The organism is Streptomyces sp. R35, assembly GCF_041053035.1.
Classification (GTDB): Bacteria; Actinomycetota; Actinomycetes; order Streptomycetales; family Streptomycetaceae; genus Streptomyces; species Streptomyces lutosisoli.
The window spans coordinates 3,981,115-4,007,644 of the sequence record NZ_CP163440.1; the positions used below are offsets into that span (position 1 = coordinate 3,981,115).

Genomic DNA, 26,530 nt, shown 5'->3' on the forward strand with positions numbered 1-26,530 from the left:
TTTCGCCCCCGCCGCCCCTACCCGTCCCATCCCTGGGGGCTGCGCCCCCAGACCCCCCTAAAAGATTGCGCAGTTCCCCGCGCCCCTAAAAGGGGCGCGGGGAACTGCGTAATCTTTACGCCGGCGGAATCACCGGCACGTTCGTCAACGTCACGGGCGGGATGGTCCCCCACTGACCCTCCGCTCACGCCGGCCGCGCCACCACGTGCGGGCCCAGAGCACATGCACTCCGCCGAGCGCGACGACGACGGCCGTCGCGTCCAGGCTTTGTGCGGTCGAATGGCCGGGGCCCAGGCGGGTCACCGCGCGGGCGAGGAGCGTGATGTCCGCGGGCAGGGTGACGGTGGCGAGGAACGCGAGACACAGCGCGGTGCCCACGACGAGCACCACGCTGTACGCGCGCACGGCCCGCCGCTCGTGGGCGGGCAACGCGCGGCTGGGGTCCACGGCAGTTGTACGTCGGAACACGCGCCGGGCCGCGTACTTCGTGTACGTCACCCCGTCCCCGTACAGATCGCGGCAGCGCGTCACGTCCTGGAGCACGAAGTACAGGTCCGTGCGCATGAAGACCATGAGCTGGAAGGGGAGGGGGAGCAGGGCGAGGAGGGTGACGGCGGCGAGGATCCGCCGAGCCGTGCCGTCCGTGGCACCCGCGGCCAGGGCAGCCACGGACGCGACCGTCAGGTTGGTGGCGATCCCGGCAAGGTAGGCGGTCAACCGGTGGCGGCGCGGGGCGAGTTCGATGCCGCTGATGTCCGTCTGCATGACCAGGAACTGCAGCCGGGTGCCCAGGCGCATCCGGCCGGCCACCCCCGTCGCGCGGGCGGCCACCAGATGCGCGCACTCGTGGAGCAACAGCAGCGTCCAGCCCACGCCCGCGCCGAGCGCGATCACCGCGCTGCCGTGCGGGCTCCAGAGCAGGGTGCGGTAGCCGAGCGGTACGGGCGGGCGGGTGAGGAGGGCCGCCGCGATCAGCAGCCCGATGAGGACCGGGACGACTGGGCTCAGTACCCAGCGCACGTGCCGGGGCCGTATCCGGGCGAACGTCGGTTTCGGCGGGGCGGGTTGCGGGACCTGCTCCCCGTCCACCTCCGCGACGAACCCGAGCCCCAGCAGTGCCTCCACGAAGTCCGGTACGTCGATGTCGTCGCCGGTGGCCTCCCGCAGATGCTCCCCGACCTCGGCGGCGCTCAGCCCCTGCCCGAGCAGGTCCAACGCCTGCTTGCCGATCTCGGGCAGGGCGACGAACTGGCCGGTCGCCATCCGTCCGACGATCCATTCGTCGCCGTCGGGGCGGGAGTCGAGCGCGTGGAGGCGTACGCGGTTCACTCGTGCGCTCCGTCCGCTGCCTGTTCATCCTGTGCGCCCTGCGCAGCCTGTGCGGCCCGTTCACCGCACGCCGGGCAGTCCAGGTGCCGTGGGGTGCGCTGATGCACCGCATCGCCCGGCAGCATCAGGTTCACTCCGAAGCGGAAGCCGGGGTCGAGGGCCGGGACGCCGGTCAGCAGGGCGAGGGCCGCGTGCGCGAGGAGGCCGCCGGAGAGCCCGGCGGTGACAGCGGTCGCCGGGTTCCACGGCATGCGCGGGGAGGCGACCTCCGGGTCCTGGCCGGGCGCGAGGCGCAGATCGCGGCGGGCGGCCTCCCCGGCCCGCAGGCACTCCCAGCAGGCGCCCCGGCCGGGCACGTACACGCCCGCGGTCACCAGGGGGCCGCGGTAACCGGCGTCCGCCCAGGGGAGGTTCGCGGCCAGGCAGACCCGGTTCGCCCAGCGGCGGATGGCGTCGGGGCGGTCGGCGGCGAGGACGAGGAGGTCGTAGGCGGCGGCCCCGCCCCTGTCGTCCCGCCCTGTGCCCACCAGCTCCGCCAAGTCCCCCGGCCCCCGCACCTCCCGCCGCTCCCCCGTGACCGTCACGTCCGAGTTCAGCGCCCGTAGCGTGGCCACCGCCGCCTCCACCTTCGGGCGGCCGATGTCGGACTCGCGGAACAGGGGCTGGCGGTTGAGGTTCGAGAGCTCCACGACGTCCGGGTCCACGCAGTGCAGATGGCCGACGCCGGAGGCGACCAGGCTCTGCGCGGCGTAGCCTCCCGTGCCGCCGACGCCGATCAGCAGCACGCGGGCCCGGCGCAGCCGGAGTTGGGCGTCCCAGGGGCTGGTGCGGGGGCCGAGGTCCATCCAGCGCAGCAGCGGCACCCCGCGGCTGTAGCGGACCCGCTCCCGCTCGGGCACCGGCACGGTCGCTCCCGCGTCGTCCACGAACCCGGCGGCGAGCAGGTCGGCCATCGCCTGGCGGGCGTCCTCGCCGGGGAGTCCGGGGTGGGCCCGCAGCACCTCGTCGACCACCCCGGAAGGTCCCCGTGTGCCGTCCATCGCCTCGACCAGCGTCCAGACCCAGCCCTGCGGGTCCGCGATCTCGGCGCCGATGCCGTGGATGACGCTGCCGATGCGGACGTTGCCGTCGACCGTGCGGTAGGCGCGGTGCTCGGGCTTGATCCGGGGCCTGCCGAGCGCTTCGACCGTCACCGTCTCCGTCTCCGTCACCAGGGCCCCTCCCTATTACAGGAACATGCCTTGACACTCTGGTCCCACGAGTCGAGCCTTGACAAGACGCGGTCGGCGATCGCGTCCCGACGCTCAACACCCTTACGTGGGAAAGGAGTTGGCGTGCCCACCAAGATCGTGATCCGTCCGTTGGACAAGAAGGAGACCACGGGCGACAGCAGCGGCGGCAACGGCGGCTGACCAGTCCCGTACGTCGACGGAGAAGTGAGAAGCCTGATCCGAGAGGAGTCCGCATGCCCGCCAAGATCGTGATTCGCCCGCTGGACAAGAAGGAGACCACTGGGGACAGTAATTCCTCGGGTGCCTGAGTAACGTCTGAGCGGAGGACCAGCGTGCGGACACCGCTCCATCCGGTCCTGCCGACCGTCGACGAACTGGAGCGGCGGGCCCGCGCGCTGGTCACCGCGGCACCCGGGGTGCTGCGACTGCGCTCCGTCGGCGAGAGCCGGGCCGGGCGTCCGCTGTGGCTGCTGTCCGCCGGGCGAGGGGACCGGCAGATCCTCACCGTCGCCGGCGCGCACGCCAACGAGCCCGTGGGCGGGGCCTCCGCACTCCGCCTCGCCAGGCTGTTCGCGCGCCGGCCGGAGGCGCTCGAACGGCTCGGCTGCACCTGGCACTTCCTGCTCTGCCTCGACCCGGACGGGGCCCGCCTCGCGCACGGCTGGATGCCGGAGGAACCGGAACCGTCCCTTGAGGAGTGTCACCGGCACTTCTACCGGCCCGCGTTCGCCCGTCAGCCGGAGTCGCTGCCCGCGCCGGGCGAGGAACGGGCGCCGCTCCCCGAGTCGGCGGCGCTCGTGCGGCTGCTCGACGAGCTGCGGCCGGTGGCGCAGTTCACCCTGCACGGGATCGAGGTCGGCGGCGCCTTCGTGATGCTGACGAGGAAAGTGCCCGGCGTCGCCCGCGCCTTCCGGGAGACGGCGGCGCGGCTGCGTATCCCCCTCGACCGCCACCCCTCCGACGGCCCCGACTGGCGCCTCGACCCGCCCGGTGTCCTGGTGCTCCCCGCTGACCATGGCGCGCGGGAACGCGACCCGAGCGGCTTCGTCGCCGAGAGCACCTGGCTGTACCCCCGCCGGTACGGCACCCTGACCGTCCTGGTCGAGACGCCCGCCTGGTGCGCGCCCGCGGTGAGCGACGCGCGGCCCGCCGCCGCCCCGCAGCGGGAGATCGCGCGGGTGAGCGAGGTGCTGCTGGGGCAGACCCGGGAACTCTTGGCCGTGCTGGACGGGTGCGAGGGCGCGGTCGCCGCCGTGCCCCAGGAGCTGGCGCCCCTGCGCGACGCCGCGCGCGAACTCATCGACGTGGCACCGTCGATCGTCGACAGCTGGGCCTCGGAGGAACAGAGCGCGTACCGGGGCCACTTCGCGACCCTCGGCATCTCCGCGCGCCGTATCCCGCTGCGCGCGGCGGCCATGCTGCGCCGGGCCCTCGCCCGCACCGACCCCGAGGCCGCCGACACCCTCGCGAACCTGGTGCGCGAGTGGTGCCGGGAGCTGGAGAAGGCGTACGACCTTCGGTGGGTGCCCGTGTCCGCGCAGACCGGACTGCACGTACGGACGATGATCGACACCGCCCGCCTGGTGTGCGCGACGGGCGGGTGACCGGTCCGGTCACCCGCCCGCCTCAGCCACAGGTCAGGCGTTCGCGGCCCGCGCGTCCGCCGCCTGTGCCTTCAGTGCCCGCTCGACGCCCGAGCGGGACTCCGAGATCAGGCGCCGCAGAGCCGCGTTGGGCTCGGCGGAGGCCAGCCACGCGTCCGTCTTGGTGAGGGTCTCCTCGGAGACCTGGACGGACGGGTAGAGGCCGACGGCGATCTGCTGGGCCATCTCGTGCGAGCGGGAGTCCCAGAGTTCCTTGACCACGGCGAAGAACTTGTCCGTGTACGGGGCGAGCAGCTCGCGCTGGCCGGTCTGCACGAAGCCGCCGATCACCGCTTCCTGCACGGCGTTCGGGAGCTTGTCGGACTCCACGACCGAGGCCCAGGCCTCCGCCTTCGCCTCCTCGGTGGGACGGGCCGCACGGGCCGTGGCCGCGTGCCGCTCACCCGCCGCCGTCTTGTCGCGCTCGTACTCGGCGGCGATCTCCGCGTCGTCGAAGCGTCCGACCGCCGCGAGCCGCTCCACGAACGCCCAGCGCAGCTCGGTGTCGACGGCCAGGCCCTCGATGGTCTCGCGGCCTTCCAGCAGCGCCTCCAGGAGGTCCAGCTGCTCCGGCGTACGGGCGGTCGCCGCGAAGGCGCGCGCCCAGGCCAGCTGGTGGTCGCCGGCGGGCTCGGCGGTGCGCAGGTGCGCGAGCGTCGCGTCCGTCCAGCGGGTCAGCAGGGCCTCGCGGGCGGCCGGGTCGGCGTACAGCTCGATCGCCAGCTTGACCTGGCGCTGCAGCGACTGCACGACACCGATGTCCGACTCCTTGCCGATGCCGGACAGGACGAGGGACAGGTAGTCGCGGGTGGCCAGTTCGGCGTCGCGGGTCATGTCCCAGGCCGAGGCCCAGCACAGGGCGCGCGGGAGGGAGGACTGGAAGTCGCCGAGGTGCTCCGTCACGAAGGCCAGCGAGGCCTCGTCCAGGCGGACCTTGGCGTACGACAGGTCGTCGTCGTTGAGCAGGATCACGTTCGGACGGCGCTTGCCGACCAGCTGCGGTACGGCGGTCAGCTCGCCGTCCACGTCCAGCTCCAGACGCTCGTCGCGGACCAGCTTGCCGCTGTCCTCGTCGAGGTCGTACATGCCGACCGCGATGCGGTGCGGGCGCAGCGTCGGCTCGCCCTTGGCGCCGGTGGGCAGGGCCGGGGCCTCCTGGCGGATCGCGAAGGCCGTGATCACGCCGTTGGCGTCCGTCTCGATCTCCGGGCGCAGGATGTTGATGCCGGCGGTCTGCAGCCACTTCTGGGACCAGGTGCCGAGGTCACGGCCCGAGGTCTCCTCCAGGGCGCCCAGCAGGTCGGACAGGCGCGTGTTGCCGTACGCGTGCGCCTTGAAGTACGCCTGCACGCCCTTGAAGAACTCGTCCATGCCGACGTACGCGACGAGCTGCTTGAGGACCGAGGCCCCCTTCGCGTACGTGATGCCGTCGAAGTTGACGAGCACGTCGTCCAGGTCGCGGATCTCAGCCATGATCGGGTGCGTCGACGGGAGCTGGTCCTGCCGGTACGCCCAGGTCTTCATGGAGTTGGCGAACGTGGTCCAGGAGTGCGGCCAGCGCGAGTCCGGGGCGTACGCCTGACAGGCGATGGACGTGTAGGTGGCGAACGACTCGTTCAGCCACAGGTCGTTCCACCACTCCATGGTCACGAGGTCGCCGAACCACATGTGGGCGAGCTCGTGCAGGATCGTCTCGGCGCGCACCTCGTACGCGGCGTCGGTCACCTTGGACCGGAACACGTACTGGTCCCGGATCGTCACCGCGCCCGCGTTCTCCATCGCGCCCGCGTTGAACTCCGGCACGAAGAGCTGGTCGTACTTCTTGAACGGGTACGCGTAGTCGAACTTCTCCTGGAACCAGTCGAAGCCCTGCCGGGTGACCTCGAAGATCGCGTCCGAGTCGAGGAACTCGGCGAGCGAGGGACGGCAGTAGATGCCGAGCGGGACGGACTGCCCGTCCTTCTCGTACACGCTGTGCACGGAGTGGTACGGGCCGACGATCAGCGCGGTGATGTACGTCGAGATCCGCGGCGTCGGCTCGAAGGCCCAGACGTCGTCCTTGGGCTCCGGCGTCGGCGAGTTGGAGATCACGGTCCAGCCGCTCGGCGCCTTCACGGTGAACTGGAAGGTGGCCTTCAGGTCGGGCTGCTCGAAGGACGCGAAGACGCGACGGGCGTCCGGGACCTCGAACTGGGTGTACAGGTACGCCTGCTGGTCGACCGGGTCGACGAACCGGTGCAGACCCTCACCGGTGTTGGTGTACGCGCAGTCCGCGACCACGCGGAGCACATTGCGCCCCGCCAGCAGACCCGGGAGCGCGATCCGCGAGTCCTTGAAGACCTCGGCGGCGTCGAGCGCGTCACCGTTCAGGGTGACCTCGTGGACGGTCGGGGCCACCAGGTCGATGAAGGACTCCGCGCCGCTGTTCTCGACATCGAAGCGCACCGTGGTCACGGACCTGTAGGTGCCGCCCTCCTGCGCGCCGGAGAGGTCGAGATCGATCTCGTACGAGTCAACGGTGAGCAGCGATGCCCGCTGCTGCGCCTCTTCGCGGGTCAGGTTTGTGCCAGGCACGCGGTCATCTCCTCGTTATGTGTGGGTTGCGCCATCCTTCCACGGGACCTGCACGGAACGCGATGTCCGTTTTCCGCCGGTGAACGGGCGGGGCGGGCGCGAGTCTGGACGTATGACGACGTACACGGCACGCCCCATCGGGCCGACGGCCCTGAAGGAACTCCGCAGCACCGACGACGCGGGCCGTCCGGCGGTCCCCTTCACCGACGACGAGGGCGGCGCCCCGCTCCGCTGCTGTCTGCGCCGCAGCGAACCCGGGGAGCGGATCGCCCTGGTCTCGTACGCCCCGCTGCGCCGCTGGGCGGGCGAGACGGGCGCCGAGCCGGGCGCGTACGACGAGCAGGGGCCGGTCTTCGTCCACGCGGACGACTGCACGGGCCCGGCCACGGGCGCGTACCCGTTCACGGAGGCCCGTCGCACGGTCCGGCGCTACTCGGCCGAGGGGCGCATCCTGGGCGGCCGTCTGGTGGAGGTCCCGGACGCTGCCTCCAGCCGGGCCTTCGAGGACGCGTTCACCGAGGCCTTCGCCGACCCGGCGGTGGCGTTGGTGCACGTCAGGGCGGTGGAATACGGGTGCTTCCTGTACGAGGTGCGCAGGCCGTAAGGGGTGTACCGGCCGTTTGAGGTACGCAGGCCGCAGGAGGTGGCAGGCCCTGAGCTCAGCGCCCGAGCCCGCCCGCCGCCTCCCGGAGCGCCCCCAGGACGAATCCCACGGCGGCGCCCTCCTCGGCTCCCCTGCGCACCGCCGCGACGACATGCCGGTGCGGCCGCTCGCCCGCCAGTTCCCGCATCACCACACCTTCCCGCCGTACGGCGGCCATCCGGGGCACCAGAGCGACGCCCATCCCCGCCTCGACCATCGCGAGGATCGCGGTCCATCCGGCCGCGGAGTGCCCCTGATGGGGGCTGAACCCGGCCGCCTCGCACGCCCCCCGCGTGATGTCCGACCAGGGCCCGCTCCCCCCGAAGATCCACGACTCGGCGGCGAAGTCGGCCAGCCGTACGACCGGGGCGGCGGCGAGCGCGTGCCCGTGCGGGAGGGCGAGGTCGAGCGGGTCGGCGAGCAGCGGGACCCGGGTGAAGCGGGGGTCGGCGGCGGACGGGGCCTGCGCGGCCAGCGACAGGGCGAGGTCCACCGCTCCGGCTCCGAGCAGCTCGTACGCCTCCGCCGCCTCGGCCTCCCGTACCTGTACGGAGATCCCGGGCCGTGTCGCGCGGAGCGCCCGCACGGCCGGTACGACGAGCGCGGGCACGGCGGTGGAGAAGGCGCCGACCCGCACCTCCCCGGCCTCCCCGTGCGTGTACGCGGCCAACTCGGCGTCGGCCCGCTCCAGTTGCTCGAACAAGGCCGCGGCGTGCCGCAGCACGAGCTCCGCCGCGTCGGTCAGCCGTACGCGCCGCCCCTGGGCCTCCAGCAGGGTCACCCCGAGCTGTTTGGCGAGGTTCGTCAGCTGCTGCGACACGGCCGAGGGGGTCATCAGCAGCGCCTGGGCGGTGGCGGTGACGGTTCCGCGTTCGCGCAGCGTCCGCAGAATCTCCAGCTTCCTGATGTCCCACTTGTCGTACTCGGCCATGGCGGCAACCTATCCCGCCGGCTCGCGGGCGCCGTCCGGCGGTTCAGCGGGTCCTGGGGGCTGCGCCCAGGACGACTCCGCCCAGGATCAGGGCCATGCAGAGGAGTTGCGTCAAGGTCGTCCGCTCGCCGAGGAGGGCGTAGGACAGGGCGGCCACGAAGACCGGCTGGAGGTAGTAGACCGTTCCGGCGCGGGCCGCGCCGATGAGGGAGATGGCCTTGTTCCAGGCGAAGAAGGCGACCGCGGAGGAGGCGACCCCGACGTAGAGGAGGGGGCCGACGGTGGCGGGGGTGGGGGCGAAGGTCCCCTGGGCCGCCACGCTCAGCGCGTACGCCGGGAGCAGCATCGCCGTGCCCAGGGCGAAGGTGGTGAACAGGAAGGCGAGGCCGGTGAGTTCGGCGGGCCGCCTGCGCAGGAGCGCGCTGTACGACGCGAAGCAGGTCGCCGCCGCGATCATCCAGAGGTCGCCCCCGCTGAAGTCCCCCGACGCCACGGACCCCTTGCCCACCAGGAGCACGACACCCACGCAGGCGATCAGCATCCCGGCGGTGCGGCGCGCTCCGAGGCGTACGCCGCCGACCCGTTCGTACACCGCCATCAGGACCGGCGACGCGGCCATGATCATGCCCATGTTGCCGGCGGAGGTGGAGACGCCCGCCTGGTTGACCAGCGTGTTGTAGACGGTGACGCCGAGGAGGGCGGCGAGCAGGACATGGGCGAGGTGGCGGCGTACCAGCGCCCGCTGCCGCCAGGCCTCGCGGGCCGCGAACGGGGTGACCGCCACGAGCGCGACGACCCAGCGCCAGAACGCCTGCTGGACGGGCGGCACGCTGTCGTGCAGGGCGCGCGCGGCGACGAAGCTGCCGGACCAGACGACCGTGGCGACGGCCGCGAGGGCGATACCGAGACCGGTGGCCCCCTTTCGCGCTGTCGTGCGGGTCACGCTGTGCGTACGCGTCCGGTCCAGGACTGCCACGGATATCCCTTGCCTCTCGGTAGTGGTCGGGGGAGCGGGGGGCTGCCCGACTACCGTCGCAAGGCGGGAACTGTCACGTCCATCGAATCTTTTCGAGCATTCCTTTCAGTAGAACTGAACGATTCGGTCTTGGTGGCGGTGGTGGTGGTGGCGACGGTGACGGTCGCACGCGGCCCGAGCTGACCGAAGACCGTCGCTCCGAACGCCAGCGCCATGCCCGCCACCTGCACCGTCGTCAGCGTCTGCCCCAGCGCCGCCCAGCCGATGACGGCCGCGGTCAGCGGCGAGAGCGGGCCGAGGAAGGTGACCTGCGTGGCGGTCAGGCGGCCGATGCCACGGAACCAGAGCCAGTACGCGACCGCCGTGTTCGCCAGCGCGAGGTAGAGGTAGCCGCCGACCGCCCGGCCGTCCAGCGCGGGCGGCGCTCCCTCGACGAGGAGGGCGACCGGCGCGATCAGCAGTCCGCCGGCCGTCAGCTGCCAGGCGGTGAGCGCCAGCGGGCCGACCCCGTCCGGCCGCCCCCACCGCTTGGTGAGCACCGTGCCGGTGGACATCGAGGCGGTCGAGGCGAGCGCCGCGAGGACACCCACGAGGTCGAGCGCGCCGGCCGCCTTCAGCACGACGAGGCTGACTCCGAGGGCCGCGGCGATACCCGTGAGGATCGCGCGGAGGGTCGGCCGGTCGCCGAGCAGCAGCACCGAGAGGCCCGCCACGAACAGCGGCCCGATCGAGCCGACCACCGCCGCCATTCCGCCGGGCAGCCGGTACGCGGAGAGGAACAGCAGCGGGAAGAAGGCACCGATGTTCAGCGCACCCAGCACCACCGCCTTCCCCCACCAGACGCCACGCGGCAGCACCCGCGCCAGCGCGAGGAGCAGCAGCCCCGCGGGCAGGGCACGCATCACCGCCGTGAACAGGGGGCGGTCGGGCGGCAGGAACTCGGTGGTGACGGCGTAGGTGCTGCCCCAGGAGACGGGGGCGAGCGCGGTGAGGGCTATGAGGGCGGGGCGGCTGGAGCGCGTGGAGCGGGCGGGACGGTTCGCGGCCATGAGGGCACCCGATTCGAAGTGGGCCTGCGGAAGCGGAACGGCTGTAAGTAGGTCAGCAGGAAGTAGCTTACTTCTAAGCTACTTTTCGTCAAGCTACTTTCTTGCGGCCGACCGATCCGCGGCGGATACTCGCCCCCATGAGCACCCCCAAAGACCCCGTCGACGCGATCATCGGACAGTGGGCCACGGTCCGGCCGGACCTCGACACCGCCGCGATGGAGGTCTTCGGCCGGATCTTCCGGCTCGCACGCGCGATGGGCGACCGTATGGAGAAGGCGTACGCGCGTTACGGCATCTCGCGCGGGGAGTTCGACGTGCTGGCGACGCTGCGCCGCTCGGACGCCCCGTACGCGCTCTCACCCCGGCAGCTCTCGGCGACGCTCATGCTCACCACCGGCGGGATGACCGGGCGCCTGGACAAGCTGGAGCGGGCCGGACTGCTCCGCCGCTCACCCGATCCGCACGACCGGCGCGGGCTCCAGGTCACGCTCACGGACGAGGGTCTGCGGCTGATCGACGAGGCCGTCGGAGCGGGGCTCGCCGTCCAGACGGAGGCCCTCTCAGCCCTCGACGAGGACCAGGCCGGTCAACTCGCCGGTCTCCTGCGCGAGTTGCTGGCCGGCGCCACCGACTAGCCGGCGCGCCCCCGGCTCACCCACCGCGGCGGCCAGCGCCGCCTCGACCGCCGCCGCGTCCGGGGTCTCCGCGGCCCAGGCCACATATCCGTCGGGCCGCACGAGCACGGTCGTACGCCGGTCGCTCGCCCAGCGCTCGACGGCGAGGCGGTCGGCGCGGTCCCCGGCGTCGTACGGCCGAGGGGCGATCAGTACGAACCTGCCGCCGCGCAGGGCCTCGTAGAGGCGGCCGCTCTTCAGGGCGACGTCCGGGACGCGCGTGCCGACCAGGCGGTGCGCGCCGCGCGGCGCCCCGTACGCATACCCGATGCCCGTGATCTGGCCCGCGGCCTTGCGACGGGCGGGGCCGACGTGGTTGAGGAACGCGGTGAGCCCGGCGCGCAGCGCCAGCGTCCAGGGGCGCTTGGCCATCGCGAGCCGTACGATGCCGCCGCTGCTGCGCAGCACGGACTTGCCGACGGGGTGGCGCTCGGCCTGGTAGGTGTCCAACAGGGCGGTGTCCGCATGCCCGTTGAGGACGGCCGCCAGCTTCCAGCCGAGGTTCGCCGCGTCCTGGAGACCGGTGTTCATGCCCTGGCCGCCGGCCGGAGTGTGGACGTGGGCGGCGTCCCCGGCGAGGAAGACGCGGCCGACCCGGTAGGCGGGCGCCTGGCGCTCGTCGCTGTGGAAGCGGGACATCCAGCGGGCGTCGCGCATGCCGTAGTCGTGGCCGAGGGCGAGCCGGGCGATCTCCTTGACCTCGTCGAGTTCGAGCGGCTCGTTGTCCGGGACGTCACGGCCGCGGTGCCAGCCGATCACCCGGTAGTAGCCGTCACCGAAGGGCGCGATGAAGGCGAAGGCGTCGCCGACGGCGTTGGCCGTCAGCACCGACTCCGGCTCCTCGTCGAGCCGGACGTCCGCGAGGACGACGGACCGGATGACCGACTTGCCGGGGAACGGCAGCCCGACCGCCGCGCGCACCGCGCTCCGCATCCCGTCCGTCCCGACGACATACGCGGCCGCCAGCGTCTCCGACTCGCCGTCCGCGCGCCGGACTTCGAGCGTCACCCCGTCCGCGTCCTGGCTCAGCCCGGTGACCTCGCTCTCGTACCGGAACCGCACTCCGGCCTCTTCCGCCCGCCGCAGCAGCGCCTTCTCCACCTCGTACTGCGGGATGACGAGGAGGTGGTTGAAGCGGGAGGGGAGGGTGTCGAGCGCGACGGTGAGTCCGCCGAAAAGACGGATGCGGTCGAGGGTCCGGCCGCCCAGCTCCAGGCCGTCGGCGAGGCCGCGGGCGTCGAGCTGCTCCAGGGTGCGGGCGTGCAGGACGAAGGCGCGGGAGAGGTTGCTGATCTTGTGCGGGCGCTTCTCGACGAGGGTGACGGGGACGCCGGCGGTGGCGAGGTCGCCGGCCAGCAGCAGCCCGGTGGGGCCGGAGCCGACGACGATGACGTCGTGGGGAGCGGTGGGGCTCGCGTTGCGCGCGGTGCCAGTGGTGTCTGTGGTGCCAACGGTGTGGGTGATGTGCGTGTTGCTCGTGTTGCCGTTCATGGCGGCCTCCTGATGCCAACGCCTACTGGCCAACGCTCGCTTGCCAACACTTGTTGGCCAACGCTTGTTTGCAAACATACGACGACCCCGCTGGACCGTCAACACGTGTTGGCCTACGCTTGTTGGCATGACAGTCAAGGAACACCAGCCCTCCGCCTCCACCGCCGCCTCCGCGCCCCGCCGTTCCGACGGGACCCGCACCGCGATCCTCGCCGCGGCCCGCGAGCGCTTCGCGGCCGACGGTTACGAACGGGCCACCATCCGCGCCATCGCCAAGGACGCGCAGATCGATCCGTCGATGGTCATGCGCTATTACGGTTCGAAGGAGGGGTTGTTCGCCGCCGTGCTCGACGTCGATCTGCGGATGCCCGATCCGGCGGGCCTCGACATGCACGACGTGGGCCGCGTCCTGGTGAGCCACTTCCTCGACCTCTGGGAGGAGAACGAGGTGCTGACCGCGATACTCCGGGTCGGCGTCACCAATCAGGCCGGCGCCGAGCGCATGCAGGCCATCTTCCGCGACCAGCTGGCGCCGTTCGCCGTGCGCGCCTGCCCCGACCCCGAGCAGGCTCCGGCACGGGCCGCGCTGTGCTCCTCACAACTGCTCGGGCTGGCGCTCGCCCGCTACATCCTGCGGTTCGGGCCGGCCGTCGCGCTGAGCCGCGGGGAGATCGTGGCGTGGCTGGGCCCGACGGTGCAGCGGTATCTGACAGCGCCGAACCCGTAGAACGCGGGCACCCGCGCATTCACGCCGCATTCACGGACCCGCGAAAACAGGTCGAGGGAGCCGGCGCACCCAGCGGGTGCACCGACTCCCTCGACCGAAAGAGTGAGTGAAAGCGGAGCCGGATCAGCTCTGCGTCGGCCGATCACGGGACTTGTCCAGGGCCATCACGAGGCCGGCGATGACCAGGAACAGCACGATCGGCGTCACGACGTAGAGACCCAGCGTGTCGATCACGCTCAGGCCCGCGCCGGGGTCGTCACCGTCGTCGCGGGTCAGCGCGAGCGCGGGGGACGACATGAGCAGCATCATCAGCGTCGTACCGGCGGCCAAAGCGCCGGCGCGCAGGGCGTTCTTCTTGTCCACGGTGCAAACGTAGCGAACACCTGAATGGGTCGCGCGCCCGGGGTGCCGTACGGAGGTACTCAGCGCTCCGCGCGACCACCCCCGCGGTCCCCGCCGCCGCGGCCCCCACCGCCCCCACCGCCTCCGGAACGCGCCCGCACCACCTCGATCAGCGCGTGCAGCCTGGGCGACGCGGCCAGTTCCTCCAGCGTCACCGGGCGGCCCTCGGCGTCCGCGACGGGCAGGCGCCAGTTGGGGTACTGGTCCCAAGTGCCGGGCAGATTCTGCGGGCGGCGGTCGCCGATCGCGTCCGGCAGCCAGACGCCGATCATGCGGGCCGGGGTGCGCAGCAGGAACCGGTGCACGGCCTGGATCTCGGCCTCCTCCGACACCGCGGCGCAGCCGCCGCTCGCGCAGTGCAGCAGCCCGAGCCGGGTGAGCAGCGTCAGCCACTCCCCCGTGTCCGCGGCGGCCGCGGCCCGTTCCTCCTCCAGGGATCCGGTCAACAGGCCGAGCCGGTCGCGGAGTTCGACGTGGTCGCCGGTGAGCCGGGCCGCGGTGGGCGGCAGATCGTGGGTGGTGGCCGTGGCCAGGCAGTCGGCGCGCCAGCGCTCGGGGGGAAGGGGCTGTCCGTCGCCGTCCCAGTCGCGTTCGAACCACAGCACGGAGGTGCCGAGCACCCCGCGCGCCTGGAGCGTCTCGCGCACGCCCGGCTCCACCGTGCCGAGGTCCTCGCCGATCACCAGCGCCCCGGCCCGGGAGGCCTCCAGCGCCAGGATCGCGAGCATCGCCTCGGCGTCGTAACGGACGTACGCGCCCTCCGTGGGCGGCCGGCCCTGCGGGATCCACCAGAGCCGGAAGAGGCCCATGACATGGTCGATGCGCAGGGCACCCGCGTGCCGGAAGAGGGCGCGCAGGAGACGGCGGTACGGGGCGTAGCCGGACGCGGCGAGCCGGTCCGGGCGCCAGGGCGGCAGGCCCCAGTCCTGGCCACGCGCGTTGAAGGCGTCCGGGGGCGCGCCGACCGACATGCCCGCCGCGAAGTACTCCTGCTGCGCCCAGGCGTCGGCCCCGTCCGGATGCACCCCGACGGCGAGATCGTGTACGAGGCCCACGGCCATGCCCGCGTCGCGCGCGGAGCGCTGGGCGGTGGCGAGCTGGGCGTCCGTGAGCCAGGCGAGCCGGGTGTGGAAGTCGACGCGGTCCATCAACTCGGCGCGGGCCCGGGCGGTTTCGGACGAGCGGGGGTCACGCAGGCCTTGGGGCCAGGTGTGCCAGTCGGAGCCGTACACCTCGGCGAGCGCGCACCAGGTGGCGTGGTCCTCCAGGGCCTCGCTCTCCTCGGCGAGGAAGTCGGCGTACGCGGCCCGCCTGCCGGGACCGAGGGGCACCGCGCGCACCAGTTCCAGCGCCTCGCGCTTGAGTTCCCAGACGGCGTCGCGGTCGATCAACGCGCCTTTGTGCAGCACGGATTCACGCAGCCGCTCGGCGCGCTCCAGCAGCGTACGCAGCCGGTCGGGCTCGTCGGCGTACGCGAACTCGGGGATGTCCTCGACCCGCAGGTGCACCGGGTCGGCGAAGCGTCGGGAGGAGGGCCGGTACGGGGAGGGATCGGTGGGAGCGCCGGGTACGGCCGCGTGCAACGGGTTGACCTGCACGAATCCGGCGCCCAGCGCCCGGCCCGCCCAGGCGGCCAGCTCGCTGAGGTCGCCAAGGTCGCCCATGCCCCAGGAGCGGCGGGAGAGGAGGGAGTAGAGCTGGACGAGGAGGCCGTACGTCCGTCCGGGCGGCGTGGGCAGCCGGGCGGGGGCGACGACGAGGTGGGTGTCGGCGGTGCGGCCGTCGGGCGCGGTGGCGTGCAACGCGTGGACGCCGGGCGGGAGTTGTTCGGCCGAGGCGCGCGTCTCGCCCTGTTCGGTGGCGATACGGAGGCGGGTGCCGTCCGGCAGTCCGGTCAGCTCGGCGGGGACCTGGCCGCCCCAGCACACCACCGTCGGCGGCAGCAGCCGCTCCCGGGTCTCGGCCTCCCGTGCGGCGAGGGAGGCGCTCACGGCGTCCGGGGAGCTCGCGTCGACGCCGAGCGCGGCCAGGGTCGCGACGAGCGCGGTGTCGTCGGCCGCGACCGTACGGTCCGGGGAGGGGCTGTAGGAGCTGGCGACGCCGTGCAGTTCGGCGAGCCGGGACAAGGGGGTCGGGGGCGCCTGTGGCGTCGTCTGCGAGGGGTCGGCGGGCCGACGAGGTGCCATCTAGACCCCCGGGGCGACGCCGGTGGAGGTGGGCTCGCTCGTCAGGTGCGCGGCCTCGGCCAGCGGCGGCTCACTGGTCAGCGGCCCGGCGTCGGGCAACGGCGGTTCACTGGTCAGCGGCGCCTCCGCACAGGCACCCTCCGCGCTGAGCAGACACAGCTGGGCGCCCTCGGGCTCGACCGGCGACTCCGCCTCGCGTTTGGAACGGGCCGAGAGGAGAAGGTGTCCCGATGCGGCCACGGGGGCCTCCTTGTCGAGTGCGTCGAGTGTCGAATGCGGGTTACCGCAGCCTTACCCAGCGGGCGCGACGGCAGACGTTCCCTGACGAACAACGTGCTCCTGGTCACATTCTGTTCCCTTTCGACAACCCCAGGCTGGGGCAGACAGGGCACTTCGGCCACCCTTGTCGACACCGGCCGCTGCGATCGGCCGCGGGGTGAACCGATCGGCCCGAGGGGGTCGATAGACGGGGTGTGAGACTGTTCCGCCCCATGGGGGGCCACCGGGAGGACGACACGGACGCGGCGCTGCTGCGGGCCGTGGCGGACGGGGACTCGGCGGCGATGGCCGCGCTGTACGACCGGCACGCCGGCTGGCTGCATCTGCGGCTGACCCGGCGGTGCGCCGATCCCGAGGTGGTGCGCGAGGTGTTGCAGGACACCTTCGTGACCGTCTGGCGGTCGGCGGGCGCGCACCGGGGCGCGGAGGCCGGCGGCTGGCTGTGGACGATCGCGGCGCGCCGTCTGGTGGACGCGCAGCGGGTGCAGGAGCGGGCGGCGCGCGTGGAGTACGCGGCGCCGGCGCCCGAGCCCTCCGCGGAGGAGAGCGTGCTGACCGGGCTCGAGTACGGAGACGTGGGTTCGGCCCTGGACCGTATCTCTCCCGAACTGCGCGAGGTGCTGCGGGCCACGGTCGTCGACGGTCTGACCACGCGCGAGACCGCCCGTCTCCTCGGCATCCCGGAGGGCACGGTCAAAACCCGCGCCATGCGCGCCCGCGCCGAACTCCGCGCGGCCCTCGCCCATCTGAACCCCTCCCTGAACCCATCCCTGAGCGCATCCAAGAACCCGTCCCTGAGCGCATCCCTGAACCCGTCCCTGAATTCAGCGCTCGGCCCCTACCTGAATCCGTCCTTGGCACCGTCCCCGCTGGGAGGTCCGGCATGACCGGCTGGCACGCCCCCGACGACCTCGTCACCCGCTATGCGGACGGCTCCCTCCCGGAGACGGACGCCTGGTCACTGGAGAAACACCTGGAGAGCTGCGGGCCGTGCGCCGCACGGGTCTCGCACGCGGCCCGCGCGGGGGCAGCCGGGGTGGTGCTCGCGGAGGTGCGGGACGCGGTCCTGCACGCGGTACGCGAACCGGCACCGACCACCGCACGGACCTCGGACCCCGCGCCCACCCGGCTCCCCGCTCCCGCGCGAGCCGTCGGGGGACGGCTCACGCGGATCGTCTGGGCCGCCGGGCCCGCCCTGCGCGGGGCCTGGGCCGGGGCCGTGGTGCTGGTGGCCGTGGGGGCGGTCGCGCTCGCGTACGGGGGCGGGGCGGCCGGCGCGCGGCCGCTGCTGCTGGCCGTCGCGCCGGTTGTACCCGTGGCAGGCGTCGCCCTCTCGTACGGACGGCACGCCGATCCACTGCACGAGATCGTCGCGACCTCCCCGTCCGGCGGACTGCGCCTCCTGCTGATGCGGACGGCCGCCGTGCTGGCGGTGAGCCTGCCGTTGCTGACGGTGGCGGGGCTGCTCCTCCCGCCCTCCGGCCCGCACCTGCCCGCGGCACCGGCGGCGGCCACCTGGCTGCTGCCCGGGCTGGCCCTGACGCTGGCCTCGCTCGTGCTGTCCGGGTACGTGGGCTGCCGTACCGCGACGGCGGTGGTCGGCGGGGGCTGGCTGCTCGCGCTCGCGGCCCCCGTTCTCACGGCCTCCGTCCTCACGGCCACCGGCTCCGGCCTGACGGCCCGTCTCGTACAGCAGCTCTCCCTCTACTTCACCGGCGCCTCACCGCAGGCGGGCTGGGCGGCGGCTGCCGCGCTCTGCGCCCTCCTCCTCGCCGCGCGCCGTTCCGCGTACGACCGTCTGGAGACGATGTGAACATCCCTGGTACGACCGGCATGCCGGCCACGCACGGCGAAGACGGTCTCCGGACCGCCGCCATACGGATCTCCGGGCTGACCGTCCGGCATCGCAGGACCACCGCCCTGGACGCCGTCGACCTGGACTTCGGCCCCGGCGTCCACGGTCTGCTCGGCCCCAACGGCGCCGGCAAGACCTCGCTCATCCGCGTCCTCGCGACGGTCGCGGAGCCCACCGCGGGCCGGGTGGAGATGCTCGGCAGCGACCTCCGCGGCCACCGGGAGCGCGGCGCGGTCCGCCGGGAACTCGGCTATCTGCCACAGGACTTCGGGTACTACCCGGGCTTCACGGTGCGGGAGTTCGTCGCCTACGTGGCATGGCTGAAGGAACTGCCGGCCGTGGCCGCCTCCGCCGCGGTCGAACGGGCCGTGGCCCGGGTCGGCCTCGCCGGCCGTATCGACGCGAAGGTCAAGACCCTGTCCGGCGGCATGATCCGCCGTGTCGGGATCGCCCAGGCCATCGTGAACGACCCCCGCCTCCTGCTCCTCGACGAACCCACCGCGGGCCTCGACCCGGAACAGCGCGTCGAGTTCCGCGCGTTGCTGCGGGAGCTGGGCGAGACCGCCACCGTGATCGTCTCCACCCACCTGGTGGAGGACGTGGCCGCGGCCTGCACGGACGTGACCCTGATCGAGACCGGCCGGGTCGCCTACCGCGGCACGCCCCGCTCGCTCGCCGCCCTCGGCGCGAACGGTCACGAGTCCGACGGCAACGCCATCGAACGTGGTTACACGGCGGCCCTGCGCGGCCACCGCGCTTCGACGGCGGCTGGGGCCGGCCGATGAACGTACGTGTCCAGCCGAACGGAGACAGTCCGACCGGCGGCCGACCGGCCGACACCGGGACCCGCCGGCCCGACGCCGGCCGTCAGCGGATCCCGCGCCCGCAGGCGCCGTCCGCTCCGAAACCCCGTCCCCGCTCCGCTCCCCACCCCTTCCGCGTCGAGGCCCTGCGCGGCTTCGCCCCCTGGGCAGGCGGCGGGCTGATCCTCGCTCTCGGGTGGGCTCTCGCCGCCACATCGACCCAGTGGCAGGGCAGTTGGGGCGAGATGACCGAGGAGCTGAACACCGCGGCCGGCATGATCGGCGTCCCGTTCGCGCTCGCCTCGGGTGCCTGGCAGGGCGGCCGGGAGCGCAGACGGCGGACGGCGGAGCTGCTCGCGTCGACCGCTCGTACGCCGCTCGCCCAGTTTCTGACGGCCGCCCTGCCCCTCTCCTGCTGGCTGGCCGGGGCCTACCTGGTAGTGACCGCCGGATCGGTGCTCGCCTGCGCGCCTTACGCGTCGGCGGGCGACCCGATGCCGCTCGTCCACGCGGCCACCGCCCTCTCGCTCGCCGCCTGTACGGTCCTCGGCCACACGGCGGGGCGGGTCGCGCCCTTCCGGCTGACCGCGCCCGTGCTCGCCATCTGCGGATACGTCGCCGTCGGCACCCTCGGCAAACAGCCGTCCGACCTCCGTTTCCTCGCACTCGCCCTGCTCCACGTCTTCGGTGACAGCGTCCTCCCCGTCTGGTGGTATCCGCTCCTGTCGGCCCTGTGGGCGGCCGGGCTGGCCACCGCCGCGGTCCTGGCCCATGCCGCGTACCGCAGGGCCACCGCGCTGCTGCCGCTCGCGGCCGCGCTCGGCGCCGCCGTCCTCCTGGTGCAGACGGGCGACGGCCTGCTGCGCGACAACCCGCTCACCCACCGGCAGGTGTGCGACGAGTCGACCACCCCGAACATCTGCGTCAACGCCACCTATCCGGGCCTGCTGCCGGAAGTGACCGACGCGCTGTCCGGTCTCACCGGCCGTCTGAAGGGCGTGCAGAACCTGCCGGTCCGCTACGAGGACCTCGGGCGCGACCCGCACAAGGAGGAGGCACGGCTGCCGATCCTCACCCCGTTCGGCTGGAGCGTCGTCCGCGGCAAGGTGACCGCCCCGGAGCGGTATGCGCGGGAGGCCGCCCACGCGCTGGTCCGCATCGACTGCGAGGATCTGCCGTCCCAGCGGATCCAGCTCACCGACGACGCCGTACTGCGCTGGCTGGCCCCTGATTCCGTGTCCAAGGAGATACGCGAGCAGTATGTGGCGCTGGCCCGGCAGCGGGGTGAAACGGAGAAAATCGCAAGCTTCCGCGCGGAGGACAAGGCGTACGCGCACCTCACCGCCATGACCGACGACGAACGCCGCTCCTGGCTCAGCCGCTACTTCGCCACAGCCCAGGACTGCGACCCGAAGCCGAGCGAGGTCCCGTCCCTGTGAATGCCGCACGGAGACTCAAGGTGAATGCCGTATCCGGCCCCGGGCCCAGCCCCGTCGTCCTCTATGCCCGCTCGCGCGCCGTCCCGGCGACGGTGGCGGCCCTGGTCTGCGCCGCGCTCGTCACCCTGTGGGTGGCGAGCCGCCCGGCCACGTACCTCGACCCGTACAGCAGGGTGCCGTTGCTCTCGCTCGCCCCGCTGCTGGCCTCGACGGCGATTGGCGTGAGCCTCCACACGTACTCGCACGACCTGGACGACACCGCCGTACGCCCCTGGTGGCCGCGGCGCCTGGCCCACCTGCTGGTGCTGACCGCGCTCTCGGCGGTGCTGCTGGCCCTCGCCGTACCGGGGCACGCCCAGGAGTTCGGCGCGGCGGCGATGGTCCGCAACACGTTGGGGGCCATCGGCATCACGGCGGCCTCGGCGGTGCTGCTCGGGGCCCGGCTGAGCTGGATGCCGACGACGCTGTACTTCAGCGCCGTGTTCCTCTCGGCCGCCTCGCCCCGTGTTGAGAAGGCAACGGTCCTGGCCTGGTTCATGCAGCCGGGCCCACAGCGCGGCGCCTGGGCCGTGGGCCTCGCACTCTTCGTGCTGGGCACGGCACTCTACGCAGCGCGCGGCTCCCGTCCCGAAGGACCCCGCGCCTGACGCGGGGTCGTACGGGTCCAGGCTGCGGCCAGGTACACAAAGGCCCGGATCGTCAGGCGGAGATGCCGTCGATCCGGGCCATCGCGTCGTCCGCGCCGTACGGCTGCAGGTAGGGCAGCCAGCGCGGGTCCCTATGCCCTGTTCCGATGATGCGCCATGCGAGCCCCGTCGGCGGGGCGGGTTTATGGCGCAGGCGCCAGCCGATCTCGACCAGGTGACGGTCGGCCTTGGTGTGGTTGCAGCGGCGGCATGATGCCACCACGTTTTCCCAGGCGTGCTGACCTCCGCGGGAGCGCGGGATGACGTGGTCGACGCTGGTTGCGACGCCACCGCAGTACATGCACCGGCCACCGTCGCGAGCGAACAGAGCTCGCCTGGTCAGCGGAACGGGCCCCCGGTAAGGGACCCGCACGAACCTCTTCAGCCGGACCACGCTGGGTGCGGGGACAGTAACGGTTGCGCTATGCATAAAGGCGCCGGATTCCTCGAGGCAGATGGCCTTGTTCTCGAGGACGAGGACGAGCGCGCGGCGGAGCGGTACGACGCCGAGCGGCTCGTACGACGCGTTGAGGACCAGGACATGCGGCACGGATGCCTCCTTGGGCGTCGGCGGCGCGTGGCTCGCGCCGGGACGATCTGTGGCCAGTGTCCCCGAATGCCTGGTGGAAGCGCCACCATGTCCCGGTAACGGGCTGGGAGTGTTTTCGACCACACCTTCTTCGTCCCCTTCTTCATCCCCAGGTGAGCACTGTCTCTCCCTCGAACATGGCGACGAGACTCCCGCGTTGCCCCGTTAGTGTGGTGGGTCTGCCCGACCGGCGCCCCTCAATGTCCCCTGCCGCGGGCGGACCGCTACGCCTGGAGGTACCTGCCGTGTCCCTGCCCGTCCTATTGGCCGCCGGTTCGACCCCGTCGCCGTCTCCCTCGACGTCGACGGACCCGACGGTCGCCACGCTTCAGGACGCCCAGGAAAGTGCGACCAACGCCGCCGGCTGGATCGAGCAGAACTGGTCCACCTGGCTCAGCATCGGCCTGCGGGTCCTGCTGATCCTGGTGATCGCGGGTGTGCTGAGAGTGGTGGTACGGCGGGCGATCACCAAGCTCATAGAACACATGAACCACACCGCGCAGGCCGTCGACGGCACCGCGCTCGGCGGTCTGCTGGTCAACGTCGAACGCCGCCGCCAGCGCTCCCAGGCCATCGGCTCGGTGCTGCGCTCGGTCGCGTCCTTCCTGATCATGGGCACCGGCGCGCTGATGATCCTCGGCACGTTCGAGATCAATCTGGCCCCGCTGCTCGCCTCCGCGGGTGTGGCCGGTGTCGCGATCGGTTTCGGCGCGCGCAACCTGGTCACCGACTTCCTCTCCGGCGTCTTCATGATCCTGGAGGACCAGTACGGCGTCGGGGACACGATCGACGCGGGCGTCGCCTCCGGCGAGGTCGTCGAGGTCGGCCTGCGCGTGACCAAGCTGCGCGGCGACAACGGCGAGATCTGGTACGTCCGCAACGGCGAGGTCAAGCGGATCGGCAACCTCTCCCAGGGCTGGGCGACGGCCGGCGTCGACGTCACCGTCCGCGCCTCGGAGGACCTGGACCGCGTCCAAGGCGTCCTGAACGAGGTCGCCGAGACCATGAGCAAGGAAGAGCCCTGGAACGAGCGCCTCTGGGGCCCGATCGAGGTCCTCGGCCTCGACAGCGTCCTCCTCGACTCCATGGTCGTCCGCGTCTCGGCCAAGACGATGCCCGGCAAGGCCCTCTCCGTCGAGCGCGAGCTCCGCTGGCGCATCAAGCGCGCCTTCGACGCCGCGGACATCCGCATCGTCGGCGGCCCCGCCCCGGCGGAGGAGGAGGCCCCGGCCCCGGACCCCACGGAGTCCGTCGCGGCCCCGTCGGCCCACGCGAACCTGGCGTCACCGCAGGTCGCGGCCACCGCACCGATCCCCGCGCCGAGCACACCGAAGTAGTACGGCGTACGACGGAGGCGGCGCCCGGAGTGTCCGGGGCGCCGCCTCTTTCGTATGCGCGCCCTGGGGATGGCCGCCGTAACGGTTCAGCACACTCGTTCGAGTGAAGGGTCGCGGCATTCCGGGGCCGTACGGCGTAGGGGCACTCATGCTCTGCAGGTCATCCCGAACCAGCGCCCAAGGGAGGGCCCGCGTTGAACGCCGACCTCACAAACGGACCGGACTCCTCACCGCAGCACGACGCTGTCGAACTACTGGCAGCGTTCGACAAGGCGTCCACCGCACCGATTCGGCCCGAGTACATCGAGGAGACGGCGTACATCCCCTCCCGGCCGGACGACCGACACAATGACACCGCCTTGGCTCTGATCATCCAGCTCCACTCGGCCGGAGTCGATGAGGTAGGCGTCGGCAACGGCTACCGAGTCGCCGACGAGCACGGCGCCTCCGCTCTCGTCGTCCCGGATTTCTACGTGCGCCGCCGCAGGCCGACCGCGCAGGAGGAGTCGTACAGCGCCGCCCACGGCGGCTGGTACCCCATCGACATGATCGCCCTGGTCGGCGAAGTCACCTCCACCAACCACGAGACGGACACCGGCCCGAAGCTGCGCACGTACGCCGCCGCGGGCGTCCCCGTCTACGTCCTGATCGACCGCAACGCGAAGACAGCCCACTGCTACACCGCCCCGGTCCTGCCCGGCGACGACCCCACGGAGGCGTTCTACGACTCCGAGGTCAAGGTCGCCCTGGGCGAGCGGCTTCGCCTTCCGGAGCCGTACCCGACACTGGACACGGCCGCCTTCCTGGAGACGGCGGTGTAGGTCCGGCGCTCAACCGGTCCGCTCGTCCCCCGTGGCGAAGAACCTCTCGACGTAGGCAGCCGAGGGAAGGCCGCTCTCCCGCATGAGGGAGAAGACCTCGGCCCCCTCGCCCGGCCCGCCGTCCATCCGGTACGACTCGGCGAAGCCCGTGTACTCGGTGTCCTCCAGCGCCTCGCCGTACTCGCGCGCCTCGGCCTCCGCGCGGGCGATGGCCTCGTCCGGCGAAGCGGCCGTCCACAGCGTCAACCGCTCCTCGAAGACGCCCAGGTCGCGATGGCGGAACACGCATCGGACGCCGTACCACGACAGTTCAGCCACGGGACGCCCCCGAGGACTCCAGTCCCACGGTCCGGGCTATCTGGCAGACCGCGGCGAAGGAAGCCCCCTTGCCCAGCCCGGCGACTCCCAGGGCGCCTTCCCCGTCGTGGACGTCGAGGAGGACGTCACCCGCCGTCGCGTCGAAGGCCATCGACCCCCAGACGGACCGGTCCCCGCGCCCGGGGCGCCACCGGAAGTGGATCTCCTCGTGGCCTCGCTCCGCGACGAGGAACACCCGCTCCGACGCCTTCAGTTCGTCGCGGACCCGCTCCTGCCACCCGTCCGAGACGGGCACCGCGCGCAGCACATACGTCTGCCGCTCGTCCAGGGCCCCGGCGGACAGTTCCACGCGGGCCGCGCGGGCTCGCTTCTTCAGCAGCAGCACTCCGATGACCGCCGCCGCGAGGCTCACGACCGTCCACGCGAGCAGGGTGTCGGCCGCCTCCTCGCCGGCGGCTCCCCAGGTGAACTCCTCGTCCAGGAGGGCGATGAGCAACTGGGTCACCGCCAACGGGACACACCTGGCAGCAGCCGTGCGCCAGCACTTCATCAACAGCCTCATGAGCGGGCCCCCGCACAGACCATGTCGTAGGCCTCTCTGAACCAACGTTTCTTCGCGGGCTCGACGCCACACACCAACCCGGCCTCATCGCTCCCGTACCAGGCCGTGACGCTGCCGTAGAGCGGCGCCGCCGACGCGCCCGATCCCGTCGCGCAGTCGAGGGCAAAACTCGCCTCCACGACGTGCACACCATGGACTTCCAGGAACTGACGGGACCTCCCCTCCAGGTCCAGGAAGGTGGCCTCTTGCTTCCCCGGAACCGGCGCGGCCTTCCCGTTGTGCCAGAGGAGCCACCCGTCCATGTCCAGGCGCTTTTCGAGTGCCCTGTAGACCATCTTGTCGGACACCTCTCCGCTCGCCTCGACATGTGCCACGACACTGCGCACCGGAGCGAACCGGAAGGTGACCTTGGCGGAGTCCTTGCCGGCCTTCACCCGCACGAGTTGCGACACCGCGATGGTCTTCGGGCTGTCCGACACCTTTCCCCAATGGAACGTGCCCTTCGCGCACGAGGACGGCGCCAAGGACGAGGGCGACGCGGCAGAGGACGGTGTCCCGGAGGGAGCCGACGAGGCACCGGAGCGCGTGTCGCAGGACACGGCGGCAGCCGCCAGCAGACACACCAGTCCCGCCCACGCCATGCGGTTCGCCTTCATACAGTCACTTCCGGAGGGTTCGGCCCAGGTTGGGGATGCCCGGGCTGAAGCCCTGGCCGCCCGGCACCGTACGTCATCAAAAAGCGGGTACCTGTGAGCGTGCACAGGACGGACGGCTCGCCGTCATCACATGGTGACCTCGAACCGCTCCAACACCCTTGACGCGCACGGACACAGGAGACTCAAACGGTTCACGCCTGTGCCGAGACTGTGCGGACACGGCCGAAGCATTCCTGCCACATCGGACAGATGATCCCCAATGCCCGCCACACGGCCCCGACCTGCACTTATAGAGGATCGTGACGAAGTCGTAATGCGCATGATCCCGCCATTGGACCCCCACTTCCGCCCGCCCGGAATTAATCGTCTTCACAGGCTGCCCGCATTACGCGCACATCCGGCCGCGCCCTATCGTCACCCTCAACAGCGGGCCCTTGTTCTGGAGCTCAATGCCCGGGGGCCCGCTTCGAATGTGGGGAATCCATGCGCAAGTTCGCCATAGGCGCCGCCGTTTCCGGTGCCCTGGCTCTGTCCGCCCTGGCTGTGCCGACCGCGTCGGCCGCCACGCCGGACCTGACCTTCTCCGGCGTGGTGGTCAACGGCGGGAAGGCGATCGTCGTCGGCACCACCAGCACGGTGAAGATTCCGGTCACGTACACGCTGACCCGCCCCGCCGACCTCGTCATCGACTACAAGACGACCGCCGCGGGCATCTCGCTCTACCGGGGCTCACTCTCGGAGCCCGACAACGAGATCGGGAACGACGACGCTCCCACCTGCACCACCACCGCCACGACCGACACCACGGTGACCGAGTCGTGCACCGAGACGATCGCCCTCGACCCGTACGACTACCTGTACGAGGCCGCGGACGCCACGACCTGGAAGGCCGCCGGCTACTACGGGCACATCGAGCAGGACAACGACGACTCCGACGGCCACATCAGCCTCGACTACGGCTACGACATGTGGGGCGGCCTCGGCACGGCCCAGATCAAGCGCGCGGCCAAGCTCACCGCCAACGCCACCCCAGAGCCGGTGACGAAGGGCAAGACCCTCACCGTGACCGGCACCCTGACCCGCGCCAACTGGGAGACCAGCAAGTACTCCGGGTACACGAGCCAGTCGGTCGCCCTCCAGTTCCGGGCCAAGGGCTCGGACACCTACACCACGGTCAAGACGGTGACGTCCGGCACCGCCGGCGCCCTCAAGACCACGGTCAAGGCCTCGGCCGACGGCTACTACCGCTACAAGTTCGCCGGGACGACCACGACCGGGGCCAAGACGGCCGCCGGTGACTTCGTCGACGTGAAGTAGCCCGGAAAGCA

Annotated in this window: 25 protein-coding genes and 1 pseudogene; 12 read left to right on the forward strand and 14 right to left on the reverse strand. The window is 72.1% G+C overall.

Annotation, left to right across the window (positions count from 1 at the left end):
- Nucleotides 1–150: 150 nt before the first annotated feature.
- Together AB5J50_RS18230 and AB5J50_RS18235 are read right to left on the reverse strand one after the other, a co-directional pair.
- On the reverse strand, nt 151–1,329 hold the full coding sequence (locus AB5J50_RS18230; protein ID WP_369259330.1) for a hypothetical protein: 1,179 nt from the start codon (nt 1,327–1,329) through the stop codon (nt 151–153).
- On the reverse strand, nt 1,326–2,540 hold the full coding sequence (locus AB5J50_RS18235; protein WP_369259332.1) for a ThiF family adenylyltransferase: 1,215 nt from the start codon (nt 2,538–2,540) through the stop codon (nt 1,326–1,328). The genes AB5J50_RS18230 and AB5J50_RS18235 overlap by 4 nt, the downstream gene beginning before the upstream one ends.
- 353 nt (nt 2,541–2,893) lie before the next feature.
- Here AB5J50_RS18235 and AB5J50_RS18240 point away from each other — a divergent pair, with 353 nt between their 5' ends.
- Entirely contained in the window at nt 2,894–4,165 is a 1,272-nt protein-coding gene (locus AB5J50_RS18240) for a M14 family zinc carboxypeptidase (RefSeq protein ID WP_369259334.1), read from the forward strand.
- A gap of 33 nt (nt 4,166–4,198) precedes the next feature.
- Here AB5J50_RS18240 and pepN read toward each other — a convergent pair whose 3' ends face one another.
- A complete protein-coding gene (pepN, locus tag AB5J50_RS18245; RefSeq protein WP_369259336.1) occupies nt 4,199–6,778 on the reverse strand; it encodes an aminopeptidase N in 2,580 nt (859 codons plus the stop codon).
- Between the two features lie 112 nt (nt 6,779–6,890).
- On the opposite strand from pepN, the gene AB5J50_RS18250 reads away from it, so the two are divergent.
- Nucleotides 6,891–7,382, forward strand: a complete 492-nt coding sequence (locus tag AB5J50_RS18250) for a DUF1203 domain-containing protein (RefSeq protein WP_369259338.1) — start codon at nt 6,891–6,893, stop codon at nt 7,380–7,382.
- Between the two features lie 55 nt (nt 7,383–7,437).
- Here the strand turns inward: AB5J50_RS18250 and AB5J50_RS18255 are convergent, their stop codons facing one another.
- The 3 genes from AB5J50_RS18255 to AB5J50_RS18265 are packed head-to-tail and all read right to left on the reverse strand — an operon-like array spanning nt 7,438 to nt 10,377.
- Complete coding sequence (locus AB5J50_RS18255; protein ID WP_369259340.1) at nt 7,438–8,352, reverse strand: LysR substrate-binding domain-containing protein; 915 nt, start codon at nt 8,350–8,352, stop codon at nt 7,438–7,440.
- Nucleotides 8,353–8,395: 43 nt separating this feature from the next.
- Nucleotides 8,396–9,319: a DMT family transporter gene (locus AB5J50_RS18260; RefSeq protein WP_369265432.1), complete on the reverse strand. Its 924-nt coding sequence runs from the start codon at nt 9,317–9,319 to the stop codon at nt 8,396–8,398.
- Between the two features lie 59 nt (nt 9,320–9,378).
- Entirely contained in the window at nt 9,379–10,377 is a 999-nt protein-coding gene (locus AB5J50_RS18265) for an EamA family transporter (RefSeq protein WP_369259342.1), read from the reverse strand.
- Between the two features lie 137 nt (nt 10,378–10,514).
- On the opposite strand from AB5J50_RS18265, the gene AB5J50_RS18270 reads away from it, so the two are divergent.
- On the forward strand, nt 10,515–11,012 hold the full coding sequence (locus AB5J50_RS18270; protein ID WP_369259344.1) for a MarR family winged helix-turn-helix transcriptional regulator: 498 nt from the start codon (nt 10,515–10,517) through the stop codon (nt 11,010–11,012).
- Here the strand turns inward: AB5J50_RS18270 and AB5J50_RS18275 are convergent.
- A complete protein-coding gene (locus AB5J50_RS18275; protein WP_369259346.1) occupies nt 10,938–12,542 on the reverse strand; it encodes an FAD-dependent monooxygenase in 1,605 nt (534 codons plus the stop codon). The two genes, AB5J50_RS18270 and AB5J50_RS18275, sit on opposite strands and share 75 nt — an antisense overlap.
- 127 nt (nt 12,543–12,669) lie before the next feature.
- On the opposite strand from AB5J50_RS18275, the gene AB5J50_RS18280 reads away from it, so the two are divergent.
- A complete protein-coding gene (locus AB5J50_RS18280) occupies nt 12,670–13,269 on the forward strand; it encodes a TetR family transcriptional regulator (protein WP_369259348.1) in 600 nt (199 codons plus the stop codon).
- 123 nt (nt 13,270–13,392) lie between these two features.
- On the opposite strand, the gene AB5J50_RS18285 is transcribed toward AB5J50_RS18280, so the two are convergent.
- From AB5J50_RS18285 to AB5J50_RS18295, 3 genes are read right to left on the reverse strand one after another with little or no spacing between them, the layout of a single operon-like run.
- Nucleotides 13,393–13,632 (reverse strand): hypothetical protein, encoded by a 240-nt coding sequence (locus tag AB5J50_RS18285; RefSeq protein ID WP_369259350.1) that lies wholly within the window; start codon nt 13,630–13,632, stop codon nt 13,393–13,395.
- Between the two features lie 59 nt (nt 13,633–13,691).
- Nucleotides 13,692–15,857: a 4-alpha-glucanotransferase gene (malQ, locus tag AB5J50_RS18290; RefSeq protein WP_369259352.1), complete on the reverse strand. Its 2,166-nt coding sequence runs from the start codon at nt 15,855–15,857 to the stop codon at nt 13,692–13,694.
- Complete coding sequence (locus tag AB5J50_RS18295) at nt 15,858–16,097, reverse strand: hypothetical protein (RefSeq protein ID WP_369259354.1); 240 nt, start codon at nt 16,095–16,097, stop codon at nt 15,858–15,860.
- Between the two features lie 251 nt (nt 16,098–16,348).
- Between AB5J50_RS18295 and AB5J50_RS18300 the strand changes: the two are divergent.
- From AB5J50_RS18300 to AB5J50_RS18320, 5 genes and pseudogenes are all read left to right on the forward strand, one after another.
- Nucleotides 16,349–16,879, forward strand: a pseudogene (locus AB5J50_RS18300) (RNA polymerase sigma factor); the annotation flags it as partial.
- 140 nt (nt 16,880–17,019) lie between these two features.
- Nucleotides 17,020–17,949 (forward strand): zf-HC2 domain-containing protein, encoded by a 930-nt coding sequence (locus AB5J50_RS18305; RefSeq protein WP_369259356.1) that lies wholly within the window; start codon nt 17,020–17,022, stop codon nt 17,947–17,949.
- 20 nt (nt 17,950–17,969) lie between these two features.
- Nucleotides 17,970–18,776, forward strand: coding sequence for an ABC transporter ATP-binding protein (locus AB5J50_RS18310; protein ID WP_369265433.1), 807 nt, complete (start codon nt 17,970–17,972; stop codon nt 18,774–18,776).
- Complete coding sequence (locus tag AB5J50_RS18315; RefSeq protein WP_369259358.1) at nt 18,773–20,233, forward strand: hypothetical protein; 1,461 nt, start codon at nt 18,773–18,775, stop codon at nt 20,231–20,233. The genes AB5J50_RS18310 and AB5J50_RS18315 overlap by 4 nt, the downstream gene beginning before the upstream one ends.
- Nucleotides 20,234–20,253: 20 nt before the next feature.
- Nucleotides 20,254–20,880, forward strand: a complete 627-nt coding sequence (locus tag AB5J50_RS18320; RefSeq protein WP_369259360.1) for a hypothetical protein — start codon at nt 20,254–20,256, stop codon at nt 20,878–20,880.
- A 52-nt stretch (nt 20,881–20,932) separates the two neighbouring features.
- Here AB5J50_RS18320 and AB5J50_RS18325 read toward each other — a convergent pair whose 3' ends face one another.
- Nucleotides 20,933–21,469 (reverse strand): HNH endonuclease, encoded by a 537-nt coding sequence (locus AB5J50_RS18325; RefSeq protein WP_327428786.1) that lies wholly within the window; start codon nt 21,467–21,469, stop codon nt 20,933–20,935.
- A gap of 284 nt (nt 21,470–21,753) precedes the next feature.
- Here AB5J50_RS18325 and AB5J50_RS18330 point away from each other — a divergent pair, with 284 nt between their 5' ends.
- Nucleotides 21,754–22,845: a mechanosensitive ion channel family protein gene (locus AB5J50_RS18330; RefSeq protein ID WP_369259362.1), complete on the forward strand. Its 1,092-nt coding sequence runs from the start codon at nt 21,754–21,756 to the stop codon at nt 22,843–22,845.
- Between the two features lie 194 nt (nt 22,846–23,039).
- Entirely contained in the window at nt 23,040–23,666 is a 627-nt protein-coding gene (locus AB5J50_RS18335) for a Uma2 family endonuclease (protein ID WP_369259364.1), read from the forward strand.
- A 9-nt stretch (nt 23,667–23,675) separates the two neighbouring features.
- On the opposite strand, the gene AB5J50_RS18340 is transcribed toward AB5J50_RS18335, so the two are convergent.
- The 3 genes from AB5J50_RS18340 to AB5J50_RS18350 are packed head-to-tail and all read right to left on the reverse strand — an operon-like array spanning nt 23,676 to nt 25,202.
- Nucleotides 23,676–23,984, reverse strand: coding sequence for a hypothetical protein (locus AB5J50_RS18340; protein ID WP_369259366.1), 309 nt, complete (start codon nt 23,982–23,984; stop codon nt 23,676–23,678).
- Nucleotides 23,977–24,489 (reverse strand): hypothetical protein, encoded by a 513-nt coding sequence (locus AB5J50_RS18345; protein ID WP_369259368.1) that lies wholly within the window; start codon nt 24,487–24,489, stop codon nt 23,977–23,979. The genes AB5J50_RS18340 and AB5J50_RS18345 overlap by 8 nt, the downstream gene beginning before the upstream one ends.
- Before the next feature lie 53 nt (nt 24,490–24,542).
- Nucleotides 24,543–25,202: a hypothetical protein gene (locus tag AB5J50_RS18350; protein ID WP_369259370.1), complete on the reverse strand. Its 660-nt coding sequence runs from the start codon at nt 25,200–25,202 to the stop codon at nt 24,543–24,545.
- A gap of 483 nt (nt 25,203–25,685) precedes the next feature.
- Here AB5J50_RS18350 and AB5J50_RS18355 point away from each other — a divergent pair, with 483 nt between their 5' ends.
- On the forward strand, nt 25,686–26,519 hold the full coding sequence (locus AB5J50_RS18355) for a hypothetical protein (protein ID WP_369259372.1): 834 nt from the start codon (nt 25,686–25,688) through the stop codon (nt 26,517–26,519).
- The last annotated feature ends 11 nt before the right edge of the window (nt 26,520–26,530 follow it).